Here is a 21,396-nt window from a genome sequence, read left to right as displayed (position 1 = left end):
GGTATGCAAACAACGTTTCAACAGTTATTTGACACCTACAACTGGGACGAGGTACAGAACCGCATCTATCGGTCGACGGCTGCAGATGTTGAACGGGCATTGGCAAAACGGAAACGCAACATAGACGATTTCGCCACACTTATTTCCCCAGCCGCAGCTCCGTACCTGGAGCAGATGGCACAGATGAGCCATGCACTAACCAAGAAACGCTTCGGAAAAACCATCCAGATGTACGCTCCGATGTACCTCAGCAATGAGTGCAACAATATCTGTACATATTGCGGTTTTAGCCTGGACAACAAAATTCCCCGGAAAACATTGAATCCGGTTGAAATTGAACAGGAAATTACCGTGATCAAAAAAGAAGGATTTGATCACATTCTACTGGTGACCGGAGAAGCGAATCACACAGTGAACATGCATTACTTTATTAAGTCCATTCAACAAATCAAAGCACATTTTTCCAATATTTCAATTGAGGTACAACCGCTTTCGGAGGAAGAATACAATCAATTACACGACGCTGGTGTTTATTCTGTTCTTGTCTACCAGGAAACGTATCACCGTGATGTATACAAAGCATACCATCCGAAAGGAAAGAAGTCGAATTTTGATTTTCGCCTCAACACTCCGGATCGCATCGGGAAAGCTGGGATTCACAAAATGGGATTAGGGGTTTTACTGGGATTGGAAGATTGGCGCACGGATAGTTTTTTCAACGCCCTGCACATCGATTACCTGCAACGCACCTACTGGCAAAGTAAATATTCAGTTTCATTTCCGCGGCTGCGACCCGCAGAAGGAATCATTGAACCGAATTTCATTATGGAAGACCGGGATTTACTGCAACTGATCTGTGCCTATCGCATCTGGAATGAAGACCTGGAAATTTCGCTTTCAACACGTGAAAATGAAACATTCAGAGACAATGTGATTCCACTGGGTGTAACAACGATGAGTGCCGGGTCAAAGACAAATCCGGGAGGATATTCAACAGAACCGGAATCATTGGAGCAATTCGAGGTAAGTGACGAACGTCCGGCTGTTGAAATTGCCAAAATTATCTCGGAACGGGGATACGAACCTGTGTGGAAAGATTGGGACCGGGCGTATTGTGGGGTTACTATTTGAAAGGGGGTTAGTGAGGAGTTAAAAATTAAAAAGTCAGTTGTTTTGTTTCTGAAAATCAAATATTTAATTGTTTTTTTTAAGTAGATTTTAGTAGTGTTGTTATATCATGAAAAATGGTATTTCGGATAAAAGTCTCTCTTTTGCTGTATCAATAATTAGATTGTATCAACAGATTACGAAAGAATACAAAGAGTTTGTACTTTCAAAACAACTATTGAGAAGTGGTACAGCTATCGGGGCATTGGTCAGAGAGGCAGAACATGCACAATCAAAAGCAGACTTCTTAAACAAAATGAACATCTCTCTCAAGGAAGCGAATGAAACGCTCTACTGGCTTATCTTACTAAAAGAAACCGATTACCTTTCTGAAGAAAAATTTTCTTCGTTATATCAGGAAGCAGAAGAATTAGTAAAAATACTTGCATCAATTGTGAAAACAACCAAACAAAAATTAGGTCGTATTTAACGATGTACATCGTAATACTATTACATCCCAACTTTCTCACTGTCTATTCTCACCTAAAATCACTCTCAATTTTCAACTCTTCACTTTCAACTCTCCACTAACCAACTTATTCCCACACTGATTACAATAAACTGCTTTTGAGCTATTTTCCGCGTCACACTGAGGACATTTTTGCTTTCCCTGCTTACTTTCAAGTTCCCGTTGCTTGAACATTTCCACCGAAACAATCCCTGTCGGAACGGCAATGATCGCATAACCGAGCAGCATCATGACGGATGCCAGCGCTTTTCCTGCATCCGTAAGCGGCGTTATATCGCCGAAACCAACCGTTGTGATGGTTACAATCGCCCAATAAATGCTCTCCGGAATGGAATCGAAGCCACTTTCTTTTCCTTCTACCATGAACATCAGTCCACCCATAATGATTGCAAGCATCACCACAAAAAACATAAACACCGCAATCTTATAAACACTGGCGATGAGTGAATTGTACAATGAGTAAGCTTCCCGGGTGAATTGATTGATCCTGAAAATGCGAAAAATACGAATCAGGCGCAGAATCCGGATAATCCGGAAGTAAATAACAGAATCGGTAAATGCCAGCAGCAATACCGGAAGAATGGACAGTAAGTCAATGATTCCCCATGCGCTCAGCACATATTGCATCGGTTTGGGAGAAACATAAATCCGCAACAGGTATTCGCCTACAAAAATGATCGATAAAATCCACTCAAGGATGTAAAAAACCAACCGGGTTGTCGGTGAAAGACTCGGAAGACTCTCAATGATCAGAATAAACAGCGAGAAAACGATCATTGCCAATAGCAACAGGTCAAACTTCTTTCCCTGGGGAGTAGATGTTTCGAACATGATAGAATACACCTTCTTCTTGAACGCTTCCCGTGCTTCTTCTTTCTGTAATTTAGTTGTCTCCTTAGACATGTGGTTTATTCTGCCTTTTTACTGCGTTTAAACACCGGAACGGTTGAACACGGTTCGCCAAACATGATCGATTTGGCAGCTTTTTGAAAATGAGCAACAAATTCTGACATTGCAAATTCAATCGAATGGATGTCAGAGCAGCCTTTCACAATCATCATTGCATCCTGGTATTGACTCAGATCCTCCTGCTCGATTGCTTTTTTAATGAGCATTTTTTCTAACTCCTGCTTGCTCCCGACAATTGAAGGAATTCCTCTCTCAGTGAGTTTGGAGACGATCAACATGAATGCCCACGCCGGAACAATCGCTTCCGAGCTACAATGAATCCAGACAGCGCCGTTGTCATACATTGACCAATCGTGCTCTTTCAACCATGCCCTGTAATCCTTTTCTTTGAGGATTAATCCCTGCCACAGCTGCTCAGCGATATCAATTTCGTAAAACGGCATGCGCGGTTTATACGCCGCCAGATCTTTCTGAAGAAGCCCGCTGTTTTTTACTTTATTGACTATTTCTTCCATCGTATTCTCTACTGCTTGAATAACAAAATTACAACTTCCTGTAATGAAATCGAACAAACCGGCCGGATATTTTATTTCACTGACCGGGTTTTCTATTCGGGAAATAGATGCATTAATGTAAGGAACAAATTGTACCTTTGCACCATGGCATCAATTCGACAAAATAAAATTGAAGGGGTAATTCAGGAAGAATTATCGACATTTTTCCAACGCAATGCACGAGAAGTTTGTCTGGGGGCGATGGTTTCCGTAACACAGGTACGCATCACTTCGGATTTATCATTGGCACGTTGTTACCTGAGCATTTTTGCCGGTCCCGATAAAAAAGATGTTCTGGCAAATATCCAGTTGCATTCCGGTACGATTCGCGGAGAATTGGGAAAACGCCTGAAAAACATGCGTAAAATTCCCGAATTTGCATACTTCATTGATGATTCCCTGGATTATGCAATGAAGATCGAAGATCTGTTGAAAAAATAAGGTTATCAACGTATCTTTTTACATAGCAAGAAGGTACCTGTCTTCCAAACGGAAGAAAAACGTAATCAACATCATTACGCGGATTTCCGTTGTTGGAATTACCATTATCACAGCATCTCTTGTCATCTTGCTATCCGCTTTCAACGGGATTGAAAAGATGATTGAAAAATTGTATTCGGACTTTGACGCACCGATTACTATACGTTCTTCTCAAACCAAGACTTTTTTTGAGAACGAGATCAACTTTCAACAGTTACGGTCCACAACTGGAGTGAAGCAATACACCAAAGCCACAGAAGAAATCGTTGTGATCAAACACGAAGACAAATGGGCAAACGCCACTCTTTTTGGTGTAGATTCCACGTTTTTGATGATGTCCCGGATGTCTGCGCACATGGTGGACGGATTCCCGGCTCTTTATGAAAATCAGGAACCCGTAGGTATCATCGGAGCGTCCCTGTTGGATAAATTGGGCGGGTACATTCCTCAGGCATTCGGCAGAGAATCCGTTATGATATACGGCCCCAAGCGGGACATGAAAATGAGTGTGGGGAAAAATCCGTTTCAAACACGTATTGTACCGATTGTCGGAAGAATGAACTTCAACCGCGAAGTAAATGCAGAATCAATGGTGGTTCCGATTGAACTATCACGGGAATTGTTGGGTTATGCTGAAAATGAGTTGAGTGCAATCTACCTCGATGTGACAGACCCGTCTAAGAAACATGCGATCAAAACGACGATTCAAGAACAATTGGGCAACCAGTTTACGGTAAAAACCAACGACGAAAAAAATGAACTCATCTTCCAAACCAGTAAAACCGAGCGATTGATTGTGATTGTGATCCTGGTCTTTATTTTCATTCTCGCTTCGTTCAACCTCGTTGCTTCGTTGACCATGTTGTTTGTCGAGAAAAAAGAAGACATTCACATTCTCAAAAGTATGGGAGCAGACGGTCAACTTATTTTCCGCATATTTTTCTATGAAGGATTACTGATTGCTGCAAAAGGAATTATATTCGGACTCATCCTGGGCTATGGGATCTGTTTTCTTCAACTGCAATTCGGATTACTGGAAATGCCCAATTCATTCGGAGAAGTATTTCCCATCATGCTTACTGTCAAAGACGGATTGCTAATCTTGTTCCTGGTAAGTTCACTCAGTTTTCTTGCAAGTTATTTCCCTGTAAAAATGTTGTTAAAACGAAACGCAATCGTTTAAAGAATCACTATTTTTGCACCAAATTCCCAACCGATGAAAGCACGTACCGCAAAAGAAACCCTGTCTGTCACTACAAAAATTGTTCTGCCCAACGACACCAATACCCTTGGAAATCTATTCGGGGGTCAGTTACTGGCGTGGATGGACGTGATTGCAAGCGTTTCCGCACACCGTCATTGTCGTCGGGTGGTCGTAACGGCATCGGTGAACAATGTTTCGTTCAATCAACCCATCCAGCATGCATCCATCGTCACATTGGAAGCCAAAGTGTCAAGAGCATTCTCCTCTTCGATGGAAGTATTTGTCGATGTGTTTGTGGAAGATCACGTGACCGGAAAACGTATCAAAAGCAACGAGGCGATTTACACATTTGTTGCCGTGGATCAAAATGGCGGTCCGATCCAGGTTCCTGAATTGGTTCCTGAAACAGAAGAAGAAAAACACCGGTTTGAGGGTGCATTGCGAAGAAAAGAACTTAGTCTGATCCTTGCAGGAAAAATGAAACCGAAGGATGCCGTTAATCTGAAGCGTTTGTTTACGGAAGAGTAAAGGGAATCTCTTCTTTATTGTTTTATTATTCGAATTCCCCCCATATCATTAATCATTAAGATATAAAACCCTGGAGTAATTGACTTCGTATCTATTATTTGTTCAGAGTCTTGTAATAACCCAGAAAGAATAATTCTTCCATTTATATCTATTAATTGATATTGTTCTATAAGCATTTCTGAACTACTTTTAACGAAAAGGTAGTCTGATACCGGAATTGGAAAAACAGAAATAGAATTTCCTATTAAATTATCCATACCAACATAACCAATTGTTAAGTTCAATACAATGGTGCTGTCACACCCTTCAGAAGTCGTCAGTAATTGTGTATATGTCCCCGATTGTGTATACGTTTGTCCATTCAGAGTAAAACTATCCAAGGCGTATTGGTTAATTACAATTTCCTCACTCAAGTTAACAGTCAAATCTAAAAAGATAATTGAATCACATCCAAACATATTTTCGATGGTATCTGTATAAATTCCTGAAAAAGTGTATGTTTGATTATTTTGCTCCCATAAGTAACTATCACATCCTGATTCAATAATAGTTGATGAGGATGAATTGACTAATGTCAAATTTAGTGTTACGATTGAATCACATCCGCCAACATCAATTGTATCCGTGTAAATTCCAGAATTTGTATACGATTCACCACTTACAGACCATAAGTAACTATCACACTCTGTAATTGTAACTTCTGTGAATGAAGGATGTTTAATGATTAGTTTCAAAATAATAGTAGAATCGCATCCGGCAATGTTAGGAATTGTATGCATATAGGTTCCGGATTCTGTATAATTCAATCCTGATAATGGCCAATAATAATTTTCACAAGCTATCTCTGTAAGATATGAAATTGTATTACAGTCCTCCAATCTTACTAAAAAGGCATCATTGCTACCTCCTCCATAGGTATTCTGGTGTCCTGAATAAGCAATATTCAACTCTGAAGAAGTATATCCTGCTATAAAAATACGTCCAAAATCATCTACCTCACAATAACGTGCATCCTCCCCTTCTGGCCCACCATAGTAGGTACCCCATAATCGTTGTCCATCTGATGTAAATTTAGCCAAGAAGCAATCCGTATTTCCTGCAGATGTTTGAACATAAGCATTCGATGATGCGATCCCCTGCGTTGATGCTGTATAACCGGTCAAATAGACATTCCCGAACACATCAACCGTACAAGAAGTCCCCATATCTAATTCCGTTCCTCCATAATACGTTCCCCATTGACGTACACCATCACTATTAAACTTTGCTAAAAAGGCATCTCTGAATCCATCTGCAAATACCTCTTGATAGGATCCTGAAGTAGAAATATTTTGCGAAGAGCCAGAATTTCCGGATATATATATATTGTCTGATTGATCAATAAAACTTCCATAGATTTGTTCTGTTCCTGTTCCCCCATAATAGGTGGCCCATTGGCGCACACCATTTGCATTAAATTTCACCAGAAATCCTTCTGAATTCCCCATCCTTATACTTTGGTGACTTCCTGATGTTGCCATATTATCTGACGAAGACATTCCTGCCAAATAGATATCATCATTTGAATCAATATCACATGTGAATCCATAATCTCCTCCAACATTTCCATAATAAGTACTCCAAATTCTTGTTCCACTAGAATTTAGTTTAACCAAAAAAGCATCATAACCTCCTCCCATGTGATTATTCTGGTGACCTCCGCTTGCAATACCCGATAACGACATCGTATATCCAGCTATATAGATATTTCCTGATCCATCCAAACGACAACTTAATCCACGGTCTTCTCCGCTACCTCCATAATAAGTTCCCAAAAGTCGCTCCCCTTCGGAGTTAAATACCGCTAAAAAACAATCTAATTGCCCCCCAAAAGACAATTGATGACTCCCACTTGTTGCAATACCACTTGTAGAACTTGTTGATCCAACAATATATACATTATTAAACTGATCAATGACGGATGAGCTCGCCGTATCATTTCCCTCACCTCCATAATAGGTGGCCCATAATCGCTGTCCATTTGAATTGAATTTAACTAAAAAAGCATCTATATTTCCTCCCAATGACTGCTGATAGCCACCGGAAGAGATATTCGTAACTGACATTGTATTCCCTCCAAGGTAAACATTTGATTCGTGATCGACCACACAAGTACCTCCGTACTCATTTCCTGAACCTCCATAATAAGTCCCCCAATGGTCTACCAGAGGGTCTATTGTCAAACATTGTTGTGTATCATAAGCAGCCACACCAAAGGAAATTACATCATTTATATAAATGAACTTGGTTGCTATCGTATTTGATCCTTGAAAGCTAATTGGTTTTTCTTCTATAATGGATCCTAATCTGTTGCTCAGAATCAGATTCCCAATTTCATCGATCTCTATTTTTTCTACCCATTTGGTTTTAAACTGAATGTCTTTCAAATTCCCCCCCGGATGTACTATAAAGTCATACTTTATTTTGTTATTAGAGGAATATATTACCCAATCTATATGCGGATAAATATTTTTATACACAACTTTTGTGAAATTGTGAACCTTCATGACACCACGATTGTAATAGTTAGTGTAGTCATGACTTTTCCCTTCTGCGCTAATAGATACATTAGGATTAGCTCCCACTAACTCTAAATCCATTCGATACGTTTCAGTCAAATACTCCTGATCATAGTCATATAGCCCTAAATATTCGTCTTCTTTTTTCTGTTTTTTCTGCGAATCATATTTCTGATCATTTCGAAATTGGTATACGATACTATTATCAAGTAAAAATACCATCAGATTTTCTGTATTGAAACTAAATTTGACTCTGTCTGCATCTACGCCTGTTATCTGCCCTTTATTTTCTTCAAAATTTGATACTTGCTTCGTATATAATTTCTGAGGTTCAATAATAGGAGAGCCAAACACATCATTAGCAATCATTATGATTATTAAAAGAGTTAGAGGAATGATTGTTTGCTTTACATAAGTATGTATCATGAATCGCTATTTATTGTTTTTTATATGGGAGACGAAATTACAATTTATTCTCCACAAAAAAAGCCCGATTAGTACTAATCAGGCTTCACTATATCTTTGTCTCAGAAGATTATTCTTCGTCGTTGTCTTCAAAAATTCGTTTCGGACGCAATTTTTCTCTGATTCCTAATGTAATCCAAAGCGGAACGATGAATCCCAATGTGAATAACAGCAACCAAAATGCCATCCCTCCGAAAATCAAAAACAATACAATACCAAAAACGCTCATGTTCGTGTTATTTTGAGTAATAATTGCCGTAAAAGTATATAAATAATCCGATCCGGCAAAGAATTTCACTACTTTCTTGGAAATGCCATTAATTTATACTGATTTTAAATTTCTCAGCCTTGCAACACGACCCTTGCAAACTGTTGATTTTGAATTTCAGAAGAAAATTTCGGATTGGACACAAGCTGCTGTTTCAATTCCTGGTGATCTGATAAAAAAGTAGAAAATTGTCCCGGAAAATTGGTTAAATTATAAAAGGCAACTCCCGACTGAAAGTCTTCCCAATCCTGATAATGCTCGTGGATCATCATTGGAATCTTGTACGAAAATGCGATATTGATTGCTCCTGAAATCTGTCGTGAAAAGTATTCATCAGCACTCGGTGTTCCGGGATGAACCAACGGAAAAATGGCATCTGTTTGTTGAAGACAGGCATCAAATGATTCTTCCGATACAAACTCGTGAAACAACTGCACCCGATCGGTTAACTGCAGCTCTTCTAATCGTTGTTCAAACACCTTCACCTCATCCGATCCGGGATTGCTTTTGCCCAGGAAATAAAACTGAACATGCTTCGGAGTTGTCTGAGCCATGGCTAAAAAACCAGCCAGGTCTTTGCGTCTGTTCTCCACTCCCCCGATGATTGCTACCCGAAATTCTCCCGCTGACTTCGCTTCCTGTTGGTCAAAATGCGGATAACTCAACGGATAAAATGAATGAATCTGTATGCCCGGCTTTTCTTTAACGCGTTTTTTGAGTGTATCATTCAATACAAAATACTGGTTGATTTTCCGGGAAATCAGCGATTGTGTAAAGCTTCCGTTCAACATTTTGATGGTGTGGATAATCCCGAAGAACTTCACTTTTGGTCGTGCTGTGAGACACAAGTTGCGGATGTGTCCTCCCTGTGCCGTATTGGCAATCACGATATCAATCGCATTGGCTGAAAACCATTTATTCAACCGGACCATCTCAAAAAAATCCCCGAATGTGGAACGGGGTAATTTCACTTCATGGAACGCATCAATATAGTACTCAAACTGACTGTTTTTTTTCAGCATTTCACGCGTACCGCAAAAAACAATCCAGCAATTGGCGGCTTTCAATCCAATCAATTGAGAGAGAATACACTCATCGTGACTTCCTCCGATTTCCAATATGGCAACTCGCTTCTGCATACAAAGGACAAATATAAAACAATTCATTTTCTCCGGTCCCTCTCCGGTTTTTTGATTATTTTTATCCCAATATTCAGATTAATGTCATGGCAGGATTGAAATTTAGAGTTTTATTGGATTCCAAAGAAAATACGGAAATATTCAGAGATATCATTATCCCTGATTCGGCAAGTTTCGAAGATTTATATAAAATCAGCATTCAGGCTTTTGGATTCAAAGGCGATCAGATGGCATCGTTTTACATGTCAAATGATGAATGGGACAAGGGTCAGGAAATCACACTGGAAGACATGAGTTTCGGAGACGAAGAAAATGCAACTCCGGTCATGGCGAAAACATTTGTTCGTGAATACATCGAAGCACCTGACCAGAAAATCATCCTGGTCTACGACTTCATCAAAATGTGGATTTTCCTGTTGGAATTAGTCGGTTACGAAAAAGAAACGCCTGCCCATCCTCTTGTAGCGCTGGCGGTAGGTGACGCCCCGAGGGAAGATTCCCGTTCCGGAGACGATAATGACAGTATGTTTGCCGGAGAATTTGATGAATTCGGGGAAGATGAAGAAGACGATGAATTCGGATTCAACGACTTTGATGACGATTACAACGATGAAGACTATTCTTCATTCAATGAGTACGACGACTATTAATCCATGCAGGTAAAACATGATCCGATCGGTGCGGCGATCCTCGATTTTGCAGCAACCGGAACATCACAGGATATTGTTGTCGCTTCCGATCTGTGCGAAGACGATGTGATTGCATCGGGCTATTTATTCCGCTCGCGAAAAGAGATGCCTGTTCTTGAAAAAAAAGCACTAGACAGATGTGCAGGAAAAGTACTGGATGTTGGTGCAGGAGCAGGTTCCCACGCTAAAATACTGAAAGAAAAAGGATTGGATGTCACCGCGCTCGAACCCTCTGAAGGGGCTGTTCAATACATGCGTTCGATCGGACTCACGACCATTCAGGGTACCATTCAGGAACACACAAATGCCACATACGATACCCTTTTATTACTGATGAACGGTGTTGGACTGGCGGGAAAGTTAGAGCAGTTGGAATCCTTTCTGGAACATGCAAAATTACTGCTCAATCCGGGAGGAAAAATCATTTGTGATTCGACAGATATTCAATACCTCTATGAAGAGGAAGACGGTTCCATGTGGATGGACCTGAATGCAGAATACTATGGCAACTTTAAGTTTCAGATGACATACAAGGATCACCAGACAGAATGGTTCGATTGGCTGTATGTCGATTTTATACGATTGAAAAACGCTGCCGAAAAAACAGGGTTCTCTGTGGAACTCCTGTTTGAACAGGACGATCATTACCTGGTTGAATTAACACGCCTCTAATCATGAATAACATACAATCAACGCTGCTCATTCTTTTTTTCGGATTGTTTACCGGTTTTGTCTCCGGACAATACCTTGATTCTTTCCCGACGCAATCCAATGTGTTATTGTGGAAAATTGAAGGAAAGAAGGTCAAAAAAGACAGCTATATTTTCGGTACGGTACACCTGATTTACAAAGAAAAATTCTATTTCCCGGATCAACTGACCAACCTCGTAAAAAACAGCGAGCAGGTCGTACTGGAAATCGGAAATGTAGATCAGATGGAAGTCATGAAATATTTACTGTTGGAAAAGGGAACTATCTTCGACTTTTTCACTCCTGAACAGGCCGACTCTATTTTGATGTGGGCGACAGCCAAACTGGACATGGAGCCGGAGCAATTTAAAATGGCATTCAGTAAAATGAAACCATTTGCATTGGTTCAGATTGCTTCGCAAAAAGAAATGATCTCCGAAATTGAATCCTATGACCTGACCATTCAGGCAATTGCTAACGGGCAAAAAATACCGGTGGTAGGGTTGGAAACCGTGGCCCAGCAAATAGCACTGTTCGACAACATGGATTCTTTACAGCAGAGGGAAATGGTAATGGATGTGGTCCGCGAAGAGAAAACAGACACGAACTCCTTTGATACCTTGTTTGACTATTACCTCAAACAGAATGTCGATGAAATGTACCAGTACATTATCAACGAGGGAGGAAGCATGATGGAATCTTCGGAAGAATTGCTGGACAAACGCAACCACAACTGGATCCCTCAAATTGAAGCACTCATTAAAAAGAAAAAGACCTTTATTGCCGTTGGTGCAGGGCACCTGGGAGGAAAAGAGGGGGTCTTGCGTTTACTGGAAAAACAAGGATATACCCTGACACCGGTATACTTCTGATCTTTTCAGTACTACGAATCTTCCTGATCATTATCTTTGTACCCGAAAATAAATAACATGAAGCATCTATTTTGGATATTGCTGGTTGGTCTTACATTTTTCTCCTGTGGGAGATACAACGATGATGAGCTAAAAACATTTGATGAGAAAATCGCAGCATACGTTAAAAAAAACAACCTGGATATGACCCGCTCCGAGTCCGGGCTCTACTACAACATTCAGAACGAAGGGGAAGGAGATCTCATCAAGCCGACGGACGTTATTTCTGCTATTTACAAAGGGAAATTACTCAACGGAAAAGTATTTGATGAGAAAAAAGAACCGACAGAACTCACTCTGAAAAACCTGGTTCACGGATGGCGGGAAATCGCCTATTACCTCAAACCCGGTGGAAAAGCAACCATTATTTGTCCGCCACAATTGGGATACGGACAGCAAGCAATTGGTGAAATTCCCGAAGATGCAATCCTGATCTTTGACATTGAAATTATTGATGCATACTAATTTTTTATCCTAAATAAACATGACACAACCTAAACAAACATTCACAGCGGCAATTGCACTATTTGCCGTCACTGCCGGATTGGTCTTAACAACCGGAACTTCATTTGCACAGCAAAAAGTAAAGCAAACAAAAAAATACTACAAAGTTTCCAAATCAGATTACATGCTGCTGGAGGATGGGTCGCTCTATCCGAATTACAGCGGGGAATCAGAATACCTATCAGATTATGAATACCTGTCCGACTACAATTATTATGCGGATATTGAAACACGGCAATTAGCGGAGACATACACAACAGACAACTACACGATCACACTTACTCCCGGTGATAGTTTCCCGGTTAATCCCGACTATTCCGGAATTCGTTACGGTCTTTTTGACGCTTCATCAGTAACTGCTGTTGAAAAAAAATACCAGGAGTATTTTTCTAAGAACGATACGTCTCTTACTGTGAATTTGTCCAACGGAACAACGAAATCATACTTTTCTTCTAACTATTTTGAGGCAATGAGTCCGATGATGGCCTACCTTGCAGGTTACCAGTTAAAAGGAAGATCACACCAGTTCCAGGGATACCTGAAAACAATCGACGCTTACCTGATTTATTGGGAAGACGCACCAGCAGAATCAGAGTATTCCTACGAGCAAACAAGTGGCTACATGCTGGTAAGCAGAAAAAACGGAACGGAAATCAGCTGGGCGTCCTATTCATACAGCGAAGCACTCGCGGAAGGGATTCCTGTACTTTCTCCGGATTACAAAAAATTAATCCTGCTCACCAGTAACCAATTGTGCTTGTACTCCATTTCAGAAAACGGTTTCTCTGAATTATTCAAAATCGCTCTCTTTGAAGAAGTTGCCGATGGTGACTACATGATTACAGACCAGATCAATGGCATCAAGTGGAAAAATGAGAACACCGTTCTTCTCAATATCTATAGCCTTGACAAGGAAGCCGGCGCATACACAGATGTATTTAAAGAACTTCGCTTCCTGAAAAAATAGGCATTTTTTCTACTTCCGGACTGCACATTGATTCAGTCGGCCCGTTTTGCAAAAAAATCGTTAAATCACTACAAAAGTGTGACAAATTGGCAGAGTGATGGGTATTATTACTATTTTTGCACACTAGTTTGATTGTAGAATGGATTTTGAACAAAATAAAGTAATTGACGAAGGTCGCCAGGGAGAAGCAACGGTTGTTGAATCCGCTGTACCGGCTGCCAACGGAAAGCGGTTGTATGTAGAAAGCTACGGTTGTCAGATGAACTTTTCTGACAGTGAAGTTGTCGCTTCTATCATGACCAACGAAGGATATATCACGACTCGTAACATCGAAGAGGCAGATGTTGTATTGATCAACACCTGTTCGATCCGTGAAAATGCGGAAACACGTGTACGAAACCGTCTGACTGAATTTAAAAAACGAAAATCAGATCAGCCCGAACTGGTCGTCGGGATTCTGGGCTGTATGGCCGAGCGATTGAAAAAATCATTGCTGGAGGAAGAGCAATTGGTAGACTTAGTTGCCGGACCTGATGCTTACCGTGATCTCCCGAATCTTGTTGAAGAAGTTGGCTCCGGACAACGTGCCGTCAACGTATTACTTTCCCGGGAAGAAACGTATGCGGATATTTCTCCGGTACGAATGGATACCGGTGGAGTAAGCGCGTTTGTTACCATCATGCGCGGATGCGACAACATGTGTTCGTTCTGCGTTGTTCCATTTACCAGAGGACGTGAGCGTTCACGCGATCCGCAAACGATTGTACAGGAATGCAGGGATTTATTTGAAAAAGGATACCGCGAAGTCACTTTACTGGGACAGAATGTAGATAGTTACCGGTGGAATTTAACCTCCAAAGGAGAAGTGAAGGAAGAAGGAAAACCCACCACTAATTTTGCACAGCTAATGGAAATGGTGGCATTGGTATCTCCGGATCTGCGCGTTCGGTTCTCAACGTCCCATCCAAAAGATATGACTGATGATGTATTGGAAGTAATGGCCAAATACGAAAACATCTGTGAGTACATCCACTTACCCGTTCAATCGGGGAATACGGAAGTACTGGCACGTATGAACAGAGGATATTCACGTGAATGGTACCTGGAGCGCATCGAAGCAATTCGTCGCATTGTACCGGACTGTGCCATTTCAACAGACATCATTACCGGATTCTGCGGTGAGACAGACGAAGAACACCAGGATACAGTGAACCTCATGAAAGAGGTGCAGTACGAATTTGCGTACATGTTTAAATATTCCGAGCGACCAAAAACACTGGCTGAACGTCGTTTTAAAGACGATGTTCCCGAAGATGTGAAAGGAAAACGCCTCAATGAAATCATTGACCTGCAATTGGCTTCTTCGCTTTTCTGGCACAAACAGCAGATCGGAAAAGTGAAAAAAGTACTGGTAGAAGGAAAATCCAAGCGGTCAGATGAAGAATGGTGCGGCCGCGACGGAAGAAATTCCATGGTCATTTTCCCGAAAGGAGCTTTTGAAAAAGGACAATACATCCTGGTGAAAATTACCGATTGTACATCTGCAACGCTGAAAGGCGAGGTTGTTTCGGTGTGCGAACCGGCACATAATTATTGACTTCTAACCCATCATTCAATATGACGCTGCAACAAGTAAAACAACGCTTTGGGATCATTGGAAATGCTCCGATGCTCAATCGTGCGCTGGAAGTAGCTATACAAGTTGCTCCGACTGATATTTCGGTATTGGTAACAGGAGAAAGCGGAACCGGTAAAGAAATCATTCCCCAGGTGATTCATAACCTGAGTGCGCGCAAACACAAAGAATACATTGCTGTCAACTGCGGAGCAATCCCGGAAGGAACGATTGATTCGGAACTGTTCGGTCACGAAAAAGGATCATTTACAGGAGCAGCAGGAAACCGCCAGGGGTATTTTGAAGTAGCAGACGGCGGAACTATTTTCCTGGATGAAGTGGCGGAATTGCCTATGCAAACACAAGTACGGCTATTGCGTGTACTGGAAACGGGAGAATTTCTGCGTGTCGGTTCTTCTAAAGTACTCAAGACGAATGTACGGGTTGTCGCCGCAACCAATGAGAATATGCAGAATGCCATTGCTTCGGGGAAATTTCGCGAAGATTTGTATTACCGCTTGAGCACTGTTCCCGTATCGCTTCCCCCTTTGAGGGAACGAGGAGAAGATATTCATTTATTATTTCGCAAATTTGCAAGTGATTTTGCGGATAAGTACAGGATGCCAACCATTCGCCTCACAAGCGATGCCGTTGCAATGGTCAATCATTATGCGTGGCCGGGCAATATTCGTCAGTTAAAGAATGTGGTGGAGCAAATTTCCGTGATTGAAACAGAGCGGGAACTGGACACACGTACATTACAACAATACCTGCCATCGATTCAACCGAAGTCCAATATGCCTGCACAGCGGGAATCGGAAGAAAGCATCAGTGAACGGGAATTGATGTACAAGTTCCTCTTCGACATGAAAAAGGACCTGACCGAATTGAAGAAACTGGTAGTTGAAATCATCAACAAGGGAGGAAACTTCACCGTAAGCGGAGATCAGGCTGAGTTGATCAATCGGTTGTATGCCGATGTGGAAACAGCTCCATACGAAACAGCAAAACTGATTGCTCCTGCCGTTGTTGAAAAACCGGTTGTACAGGAAGTTCCTTATGGACATCACCACGCGGAAGAAGAAGATGAGGCATTTGAAGTCCATGAAGTCGTGGAAGAATCTCTTTCACTGGAAGATCAGGAAAAAGACCTGATTCGGAAAGCATTGGAGAAGCACCGTGGGAAACGCAAATATGCGGCGCAGGAATTGGGTATTTCCGAACGTACGCTCTACCGGAAAATCAAAGAATACAACCTGGGAGAATGAGAGTTTTAAGTATCATAGTACTTCTCTTGACTACCGGCCTGACTTCCTGCTGGCCAACGAGTGTATCCTTCAACGATACCGGTTCACTTCACGCCTGCTTAAAGCATTTTCAAATGGATCCGCTGGAAAATTCAGCTCCGAATGCACCGATTAATTATCCGATTGAACTAACAGAGGCGATTAAATCCGGGATTCAAAACAATACACGCTTGTTACTTTCCGGGGAAAATACGAAACCGCAGGTGACCATCACCGGGAAGATTACCAATTATGTTGTCAGCCCGATCGCCTTGCAGGAAGGAGATAACGCCGCTCAAAACCGCTTAACGGTCTCCGCTACGATGGATATCTATTTCGATTGTCCGAATGACAATTACACACATGAGATGAAAGTCGTCAGCACGCGTTTCGCTGATTACAATTCAAGTCAGGATATTTCTTCCATTGAATCACAGCTTCTGTCGGAAATCAATACACAAATTGTACAGGATGTAATTAACCAAATTCTATCCAACTGGTAATGTTGAACCTGAACGAAATAGCAGCACGAATTAAACAACCCGAGCTTTGCGTTGCCGGAGATATTGATTCACTTAAAATACTTTGTGAAACGTATCCTTATTCGCAGGTGTTCCCGTTGCTGTATTTGAAAACACTGGCACAAACCAATGATGTGCGACTGGACAGTGAACTGCAAAAATTCGCTTACCGCATTTCAGACAGGGCAGTGCTCTTCGAACTGCTCCACCATTCACCATCCGTAACGGCAACAGCTGTTCCGGAAAATGATTCACGCGAAAAACAGCAGGAAACCGTTACCACAACAACAATCATTCCTGAAACAGAATCTACCCATATCCCCCCTGTTTCAGAAATTATTTCGGAACTTACCTCAACAGAAGTATCCGAAGAACAGACAGAAAATGATCAGCAGAAACCATTTCCGGAAGCAGAAATACCGGTTACTGACAGCACGCCCGAAGTAGCTGCATCTACGGAACTTCCTTCCCTGCCGGATGAATTACTGACATCACTCAATATCGGTGCAGAAATGTACTCACTGGAAGCAGAGGAGGCCAAACTTCAGCAATCAGAAAAAGCGGAAGAAGATGCGTTGGAACAGGAGCGTCAAAAACTGATTGCCGCACTGTCTCAAACTAAACTACCTTCTCCAAAAACAACGGAAGAACAAACGGGAACAGCCCGGAGTTTTACGTCCTGGTTAAAGAGCAATGCTGCACAGACAGAACAACCGGAACCAACGTCATTAATTGACCAATTCATTGTTAAAGAGCCTAAAATTTCGGCTCCGAATGAAAAATTATTTGAGGACAGAACAGACAAGAATGAACTGTTCAATCCAACAAAGAAAGCAAAGGAAAGCTTAGATGAATCACAGCTTCCTGTCAGTGAAACACTCGCGAAAATTTTTGCTGTCCAGGGCAATTATCCAAAGGCAATTTATGCTTATCAACAATTAATGTTGATTTTTCCAGAAAAAAAGGTTTTCTTTGCAACCCAAATTGAAGAATTAAATAAAAAGTTAAATACATAATACCATGAATGATTTAATAACTATACTGATCATTATCGCAAGTGTTTTGCTGATCTTTATTGTCTTTATTCAAAATCCGAAAGGAGGAGGATTAAGTTCGGACTTCGGAGCGGCGCAACAAATCGGAGGAGTTCAGAAAACAAATGACTTTATTGACAAAGCAACGTGGTCATTGGCTGGTTTAATCGCTGTGTTGAGTATCATCATGACGTTGAGAACAAAGTCTTTTACTCAGGCACCTCCGGCTGAAACAAATCAAACGGAGCAACCTGCAAACGGGGCGCAACAGAGCGGTCAGCAAGGACAGCAAGGACAACAAGCAGGAGGTACTCAAGGCCAGTAATCCTATCAGATATTTGCCCCATAACAACACGTTTGTTATGGGGTTTTTCGTTTTTACCGCTCTTGACCGAAGCGGGTAAAAAGAGTCAATTGTAAATAAAAACGAAGATGGGTTGCATACGAATTTCTTATTCAGTAATTTTGCCCCCTCTGTTAAAAAAATGAAGAAATAGGTAATATGTGGCAGTTACTTGCGAATATCATTTTACGAAATAAATTCCTGATCATTGGAATCATTACTTTATTGACTGTGTTTTTCGGTTATGAAGCAGCTACAGGATTAAAGTTAGATAACAAGTATGGTTTTATTCTTCCCAAAGAATCTCCTGCAAAAATTGATTATGTCAAATTCAAGGAACAATTTGGGGAAGACGGTGGCGCATTGGTTTTAGCCATTCAAACAGACTCACTGTATACAGAAGACCGTTTACTGAAATGGAAAAAACTGGGTGATTCCATTTTAACCTTTGACGGTGTTGAAGGTGTTATTTCAGAAGCGACGCTTTATTCTGTAGAAAACAATATTGAAAAACAAGAGTTTGAAGTCAGAAAAATCTTTTCAGACACCCGTTTCCAGGAAAAATCGGTTCAGCAGATAGAAGAAGAAGTCAAGCGTGTGCCCATTTATAATGGCATTTTATATAATGACAGTACGCATGTTTCCCTGATGATGATCAATGTCCAGGAAGAGTTTCTTTCCGATCAGAAAAAGGCAAATGTCATCCTGGAAATTGAAGAGCTCGCACAATCGTACGAAAAAGATTTCGGGCAAATACGCTTCGCAGGGCTTCCACACATCCGTGTTGTGATCAGTAAACGGATCATTACCGAAATGTACTTGTTTATCGGTCTGGCCATTTTTGCAACATCACTTTTAACCTATTTAATTTTCCGGTCACTCAGAGTCGTTCTGATCTGTAACATTGTTATTTCTGTTGCCGTTGTCTGGTCCCTGGGAAGTATTGCCCTGTTCGGATTCCACATTTCCGTTCTCATGGCCCTGATTCCTCCGTTGATGATCGTCATCGGAATGCCGAACTGTGTGTTCCTGATGACCAAATTCCACCAGGAGATCAAGTCACACGGTAACAAAATTAAGGCTTTGACCCGCGTTATCGGGAAAGTCGGTACCGCAACATTTATTACCAACGTCATCACTGCACTGGGGTTTTTCACGCTGGTATTCACCAATTCCGATAAATTAATGGAATTTGGTTTGATCGCGGCACTGAATATTATGGTATTGTTTGTCTTGTCGATCTGTATCTTACCGATTGTATCTACGTTGACACAAAAACCAAGTAACAAGCACCTGCGCCACCTGGATCGGGGATTAGCCGTAAAATTCCTCAACGGAATGGTTTACCTTGTAGAAAAGCAACGAAAGTGGGTGTATATCGGAACCGCGGTTGTATTGGTTTTCAGCCTCTGGGGAATGATGAAAGTCCGTGCTACCGGAAACATTACCGGCGACTTGTCCAAGGATCACCAGATTTTAAAAGACATCTTATTTATTGAAGATAACTTTGGCGGATCCATCCCGTTTGAAGTAATGATCAACTACAAGGCGCAAAACCGCTTGTTTAAGAAGTCGACACTGGAAAAAGTAGAGGCTATCCAGCAGAGGTATGCAGATGACACGCTATTCTCCAAAAGCATTTCCATGGTTGATTTCATTAAAGTCATCAATATGGCCTATTACGGGAACAATCCCGATAAATATGAAATATTCAACAACCGGGACAAAGTCCGACTCAAGACATACATCGATAATTTTGATCTGACGAACCTGAACAGCTCCTTGAAAATGAAGGAGTTGCTTGATACAACCAACACGACCTTGCGTATTCGTGCACAAATTAAGGATTTGGGATCGTATGAGTTGAGTGACAAAGCAGAACTGGTTAAAAAAGAGATCGATCAGATACTGAATCCGAACAAGGGAGCGATCGAAAAATATTATTCTAAAATAATCGCCGGTAACCAGGTGTATATCGACTCATTATTGGAATCGTACCCGGAAGTATACAATACACTTACAACAATTATTTCGAAAGGAGATGACGAATTGCAGTACGCATTCGATTCTGATTTTGATAAAATAAGGGAATATTATAAAAAAGATAATTTCAATCAGCAACTCCGGGAAGCGATTGACTATGAATACATGGATGCTACAGTTACCGGTACCGCCGTTGTTGCAGCAGAAGGAACAAAATACCTGGTTGACAGTTTGCTGGGGGGAATTGTTTTCGCGGTCATCACCGTTGGATTGTTAATGGCATTATTGTTCCGTTCGTGGGGAATGGTATTTGTATCACTCGTTCCGAATTTAATTCCACTTGTCATTACCGGAGGAATCATGGGTTGGTTGGGTATTCCTTTGAAGCCTTCCACATTGCTGGTGTTCAACATTTCGTTTGGGATTACTGCGGATGACTCCATCCACTTCCTGGCAAAATACCGTCAGGAGCTCAAGAGCGGTAAACACGACTTAAAAGACAGTGTTATTGAATCACTTCGCGAAGCAGGTCTGGGGATGTTCTATACTTCCATTATTCTTTTCTTCGGATTTTCTGTATTTACTTTCTCCGAATTCGGAGGAACGCAGGCATTGGGACTACTTGTTTCCATGACCTTGTTAATCGCCATCAGTACCAACCTGATTTTGGTTCCGTCTGTATTGCTCAGCCTGGAGAAACGCTTGTCTACCAAAACATTCCAGGAACCATTCTTTGACGTGTACGATGACGATGATGATGTTGACTGGAGCAATTTAGAAATTGACGACAAAGAAGTGGAGCATTTCTCATTAGACAGATCAGAAGCAGAAGATGAGGATGACAGCAAGGACAGTAAAACAGAGGAAGACAATACACCTCCTGCTGCATCTGTTTAAGGCTGCTCCCCCGACAATTTCTTTACCTCCTGTTCTGAAGTCGGTATATGTGTTCATACAACTGTCTTTTGCTTTCATTCATATTTCCCGGATGATGATTCCTGTTAGATTCTGATTATCAGTATAGCCCTTGATCAAGACGCAACAAACCATTCGTAGACCTGTAGTGATAGAACAAAAGAATTGCACCATACAAAATAGCTTTCAACCCGTTC

21 protein-coding genes are annotated in these 21,396 nt (G+C 41.3%); 16 read left to right on the top strand and 5 right to left on the bottom strand.

The window, feature by feature from the left end; genetic code table 11:
- Window positions 1-3: 3 nt before the first annotated feature.
- Both thiH and H9Y05_RS07290 read left to right on the top strand, forming a co-directional pair.
- Window positions 4-1,131, top strand: a complete 1,128-nt coding sequence (thiH, locus tag H9Y05_RS07295) for a 2-iminoacetate synthase ThiH (RefSeq protein ID WP_216713919.1) — start codon at window positions 4-6, stop codon at window positions 1,129-1,131.
- Between the two features lie 106 nt (window positions 1,132-1,237).
- A complete protein-coding gene (locus tag H9Y05_RS07290; RefSeq protein WP_216713918.1) occupies window positions 1,238-1,597 on the top strand; it encodes a four helix bundle protein in 360 nt (119 codons plus the stop codon).
- Window positions 1,598-1,669: 72 nt separating this feature from the next.
- Here the strand turns inward: H9Y05_RS07290 and H9Y05_RS07285 are convergent, their stop codons facing one another.
- Both H9Y05_RS07285 and H9Y05_RS07280 read right to left on the bottom strand, forming a co-directional pair.
- Window positions 1,670-2,539 (bottom strand): ion transporter, encoded by an 870-nt coding sequence (locus H9Y05_RS07285; protein WP_163489684.1) that lies wholly within the window; start codon window positions 2,537-2,539, stop codon window positions 1,670-1,672.
- 5 nt (window positions 2,540-2,544) lie between these two features.
- Window positions 2,545-3,117 carry a DUF2480 family protein gene (locus tag H9Y05_RS07280; protein WP_163489683.1) on the bottom strand — a complete coding sequence of 191 codons (573 nt, stop codon included), beginning with the start codon at window positions 3,115-3,117 and terminating at the stop codon, window positions 2,545-2,547.
- Between the two features lie 87 nt (window positions 3,118-3,204).
- Between H9Y05_RS07280 and rbfA the strand changes: the two genes are divergently transcribed.
- Genes rbfA through H9Y05_RS07265 form a run of 3 tightly spaced genes read left to right on the top strand, consistent with a single transcriptional unit; the run spans window position 3,205 to window position 5,311 of the window.
- Window positions 3,205-3,540 carry a 30S ribosome-binding factor RbfA gene (gene rbfA / locus H9Y05_RS07275; protein WP_216713917.1) on the top strand — a complete coding sequence of 112 codons (336 nt, stop codon included), beginning with the start codon at window positions 3,205-3,207 and terminating at the stop codon, window positions 3,538-3,540.
- Between the two features lie 4 nt (window positions 3,541-3,544).
- Window positions 3,545-4,762, top strand: coding sequence for an FtsX-like permease family protein (locus H9Y05_RS07270; RefSeq protein WP_317170290.1), 1,218 nt, complete (start codon window positions 3,545-3,547; stop codon window positions 4,760-4,762).
- Window positions 4,763-4,795: 33 nt separating this feature from the next.
- The gene (locus H9Y05_RS07265) at window positions 4,796-5,311 is read left to right on the top strand and encodes an acyl-CoA thioesterase (protein ID WP_163489680.1); all 516 of its coding nucleotides are present in this window, start codon (window positions 4,796-4,798) and stop codon (window positions 5,309-5,311) included.
- Between the two features lie 14 nt (window positions 5,312-5,325).
- Here the strand turns inward: H9Y05_RS07265 and H9Y05_RS07260 are convergent, their stop codons facing one another.
- From H9Y05_RS07260 to H9Y05_RS07250, 3 genes are all read right to left on the bottom strand, one after another.
- Window positions 5,326-8,295, bottom strand: a complete 2,970-nt coding sequence (locus H9Y05_RS07260; RefSeq protein ID WP_216713915.1) for a DUF7948 domain-containing protein — start codon at window positions 8,293-8,295, stop codon at window positions 5,326-5,328.
- A gap of 109 nt (window positions 8,296-8,404) precedes the next feature.
- Complete coding sequence (locus H9Y05_RS07255) at window positions 8,405-8,563, bottom strand: hypothetical protein (RefSeq protein ID WP_163489679.1); 159 nt, start codon at window positions 8,561-8,563, stop codon at window positions 8,405-8,407.
- A gap of 113 nt (window positions 8,564-8,676) precedes the next feature.
- Window positions 8,677-9,741 carry a glycosyltransferase gene (locus H9Y05_RS07250; protein ID WP_163489678.1) on the bottom strand — a complete coding sequence of 355 codons (1,065 nt, stop codon included), beginning with the start codon at window positions 9,739-9,741 and terminating at the stop codon, window positions 8,677-8,679.
- Window positions 9,742-9,827: 86 nt separating this feature from the next.
- Here H9Y05_RS07250 and H9Y05_RS07245 point away from each other — a divergent pair, with 86 nt between their 5' ends.
- The 11 genes from H9Y05_RS07245 to H9Y05_RS07195 all read left to right on the top strand — a co-directional run bounded on the left by H9Y05_RS07245 (window position 9,828) and on the right by H9Y05_RS07195 (window position 21,181).
- Window positions 9,828-10,391, top strand: a complete 564-nt coding sequence (locus H9Y05_RS07245) for a plasmid pRiA4b ORF-3 family protein (protein ID WP_216713914.1) — start codon at window positions 9,828-9,830, stop codon at window positions 10,389-10,391.
- A 3-nt stretch (window positions 10,392-10,394) separates the two neighbouring features.
- Complete coding sequence (locus H9Y05_RS07240; RefSeq protein WP_216713913.1) at window positions 10,395-11,102, top strand: class I SAM-dependent methyltransferase; 708 nt, start codon at window positions 10,395-10,397, stop codon at window positions 11,100-11,102.
- Between the two features lie 2 nt (window positions 11,103-11,104).
- Window positions 11,105-11,992, top strand: a complete 888-nt coding sequence (locus tag H9Y05_RS07235) for a TraB/GumN family protein (RefSeq protein ID WP_216713912.1) — start codon at window positions 11,105-11,107, stop codon at window positions 11,990-11,992.
- 57 nt (window positions 11,993-12,049) lie between these two features.
- A complete protein-coding gene (locus H9Y05_RS07230; RefSeq protein WP_216713911.1) occupies window positions 12,050-12,496 on the top strand; it encodes an FKBP-type peptidyl-prolyl cis-trans isomerase in 447 nt (148 codons plus the stop codon).
- 19 nt (window positions 12,497-12,515) lie between these two features.
- Window positions 12,516-13,502: a hypothetical protein gene (locus tag H9Y05_RS07225; protein ID WP_163489673.1), complete on the top strand. Its 987-nt coding sequence runs from the start codon at window positions 12,516-12,518 to the stop codon at window positions 13,500-13,502.
- A gap of 139 nt (window positions 13,503-13,641) precedes the next feature.
- On the top strand, window positions 13,642-15,099 hold the full coding sequence (gene miaB / locus H9Y05_RS07220) for a tRNA (N6-isopentenyl adenosine(37)-C2)-methylthiotransferase MiaB (RefSeq protein WP_163489672.1): 1,458 nt from the start codon (window positions 13,642-13,644) through the stop codon (window positions 15,097-15,099).
- Window positions 15,100-15,119: 20 nt separating this feature from the next.
- Window positions 15,120-16,385 carry a sigma-54 interaction domain-containing protein gene (locus H9Y05_RS07215; protein ID WP_163489671.1) on the top strand — a complete coding sequence of 422 codons (1,266 nt, stop codon included), beginning with the start codon at window positions 15,120-15,122 and terminating at the stop codon, window positions 16,383-16,385.
- 113 nt (window positions 16,386-16,498) lie between these two features.
- Window positions 16,499-16,906 (top strand): LPS assembly lipoprotein LptE, encoded by a 408-nt coding sequence (gene lptE / locus H9Y05_RS07210; RefSeq protein WP_216713910.1) that lies wholly within the window; start codon window positions 16,499-16,501, stop codon window positions 16,904-16,906.
- The gene (locus H9Y05_RS07205; RefSeq protein WP_216713909.1) at window positions 16,906-17,940 is read left to right on the top strand and encodes a hypothetical protein; all 1,035 of its coding nucleotides are present in this window, start codon (window positions 16,906-16,908) and stop codon (window positions 17,938-17,940) included. Before lptE ends, H9Y05_RS07205 begins: the two co-directional genes overlap by 1 nt.
- 4 nt (window positions 17,941-17,944) lie before the next feature.
- Window positions 17,945-18,283, top strand: a complete 339-nt coding sequence (secG, locus tag H9Y05_RS07200) for a preprotein translocase subunit SecG (RefSeq protein WP_163489668.1) — start codon at window positions 17,945-17,947, stop codon at window positions 18,281-18,283.
- A gap of 177 nt (window positions 18,284-18,460) precedes the next feature.
- The gene (locus H9Y05_RS07195; RefSeq protein ID WP_216713908.1) at window positions 18,461-21,181 is read left to right on the top strand and encodes an efflux RND transporter permease subunit; all 2,721 of its coding nucleotides are present in this window, start codon (window positions 18,461-18,463) and stop codon (window positions 21,179-21,181) included.
- Window positions 21,182-21,396: the final 215 nt, after the last annotated feature.

Origin of the sequence: Taishania pollutisoli (genome assembly GCF_014518315.1) — a bacterium.
GTDB lineage: Bacteria > Bacteroidota > Bacteroidia > Flavobacteriales_D > Crocinitomicaceae > Taishania > Taishania pollutisoli.
The sequence above is the reverse complement of the archived record's forward strand: the minus strand, read 5'-3'. Positions and strand labels throughout refer to the sequence as shown.